2 protein-coding genes are annotated in these 1,896 nt (G+C 54.3%); both read left to right on the top strand.

Going from position 1 to position 1,896, the window contains the following annotated elements:
* Positions 1-85 precede the first annotated feature (85 nt).
* Positions 86-1,525, top strand: coding sequence for an amino acid permease (locus tag FBQ85_29845; GenBank protein ID MDL1879334.1), 1,440 nt, complete (start codon positions 86-88; stop codon positions 1,523-1,525).
* 11 nt (positions 1,526-1,536) lie between these two features.
* Positions 1,537-1,896: hypothetical protein (locus FBQ85_29840; GenBank protein MDL1879333.1), on the top strand; the 360-nt coding region annotated here is incomplete at its 3' end.

Genomic DNA, 1,896 nt, shown 5'->3' with positions numbered 1-1,896 from the left:
GCGAATGCACGCCAATAAACGCGAATTTTAAAATTAGCGGATATTCGCGTTTATTGGCGGTTCCCCAAATGAGTAAGTTATTTAAATGGCGTTCCTAAGCAGAGGTTCTCCGCGAACAACCGGCATGCCTGAATCTCAAGACCAACTGGCGCGCCGCCTCGGCCTGCCTTCCGCAATTTTAATCGTGATCGGTTTGATCATCGGCTCGGGCATTTTTCTGACCCCGCAAAGCATCGCAGCTACCGTGCAGGTGCCGGGCTTGATGATTTTTGTCTGGGTGGTCAGTGGCTTGCTAACGCTCGCCGGCGCGCTCACCAACGCTGAAATCGCCGCGGAAATTACCGATGCCGGCGGGCAGTACGTTTATTTTCGCGTGTTGTACAAAGACTGGATGGCCTTTCTTTACGGCTGGACGTCGTTCATCGTTTATCAAACCGCTTCCATCGCCGCGATTGCCGTGGCCTTCGCGCGTTATTTCGAATATTTCGTTCCGCTGCCCCATCTCAGCCCGGCGCTGGAAGCCTGGCATTTGCCGTTGCTCGGGAACATCACGCCGCTCGCTGATTTCGGTGTGAAAATCGTCGCGATTTTGGCGATTCTTTTGTTGACCTGGATCAACTACCTGGGCGTCGAACTGGGCGCATTCGTGCAAAACATTCTCACCACCTTGAAAGTTGTGGCCATCGGCGCCATCATTATATTGGCATTCACGCTCGGCCACGGCAGTGTTGATAATTTTTTCCCCTTGTGGGGCGAGCCGGAAAGCGGTAATTTAATCGCCGCCATCGGCGTGGCGATGATTGCCGCCTTGTGGTGTTACGACGGCTGGAACAATGTGACGTATCTCGCCGGCGAGGTGCAACATCCGCAAAAAAATATTCCGCGAGCGCTGGTGCTCGGCACTCTCGCGACGATTGTCATCTACATGCTTATGAATCTTGCCTATCTCTACATTATGCCGATCGAAGAGATGGCAAAATCGAAGCTGGTGGCCGCGGACGTTATGCAAAAAGTTCTGGGCAACTTTGGCGGCAGTTTTATTGCGCTCACCGTCATGGTTTCGACCTTCGGCATCGTGAATACAACATGTTTGACGGCCGCGCGTCTTTACTATGCCATGGCAAAAGACAAACTGTTCTTCGCCGGTTTTGCCGAAGTCCAGGCAAAGTATCGCACACCCGGGAAGGCTTTGCTGGCGCAAGGCATTTGGTCGGCGCTGCTCACCTTCACCGGAACCTACGACCAGCTCTTTCTGTATGCGATTTTTGCCGCGTGGATTTTTTATGCGCTGGGGGCCGCCGGTTTGTTCATCCTGCGCCGGAAAATGCCGAATTCGCAGCGCAGCTACCGCACGCCCGGCTATCCCATCGTGCCCGCCATTTTTGTGATCGTGGCGACCTGGTTCGTGATCAACACCCTGGTCGAGCAAACCGCAGATTCCATGGTGGGCTTGCTGCTCGTGCTCGCTGGCTTGCCGTTTTATTTGTATTGGAAAAGGCAGATTCATGCGACGACGTTAACGTGATTGATTTTTTCATGCTTTCCTGGCAAACAGAGCTTTCCAGCCGCGTCTTGCAAAAAAATATCGCGATCGGCCTCGGCCTGGCGATTGTCTTGCATCTTTTTGCGCTGTTGAGTTTGCGCCTGGAATTCACCAATTCCGGCAAGAGTTCTGACAGCATTTTGTCCGAGCGACGCTCGGTGCAGGTGCAGCTTGAGCCTTATGCTGAAATCATCAAACTCGACACCGGCGGCGGCCAGGGCGGCGGTGAAGGCGGCGGCTCCAGCAGCGCGCCCATCCCAACCGAAATTCCGGGTACACCGGTTCCGGTTCCCGACGCGCTGGCGCAAGTTGAATCGCTGGCAGTGATACCGTCCGTTTCACCAACATTGGAC

Source organism: Cytophagia bacterium CHB2, from assembly GCA_030263535.1.
Lineage (GTDB): Bacteria > Zhuqueibacterota > Zhuqueibacteria > Zhuqueibacterales > Zhuqueibacteraceae > Coneutiohabitans.
The sequence above is the reverse complement of the archived record's forward strand: the minus strand, read 5'-3'. Positions and strand labels throughout refer to the sequence as shown.

What these genes read in the sequence shown, in the direction of transcription:
- FBQ85_29845 (MDL1879334.1), top strand. Translation starts at nt 86, where the DNA reads ATGGCGTTCCTAAGCAGAGGTTCTCCGCGAACAACCGGCATGCCTGAA.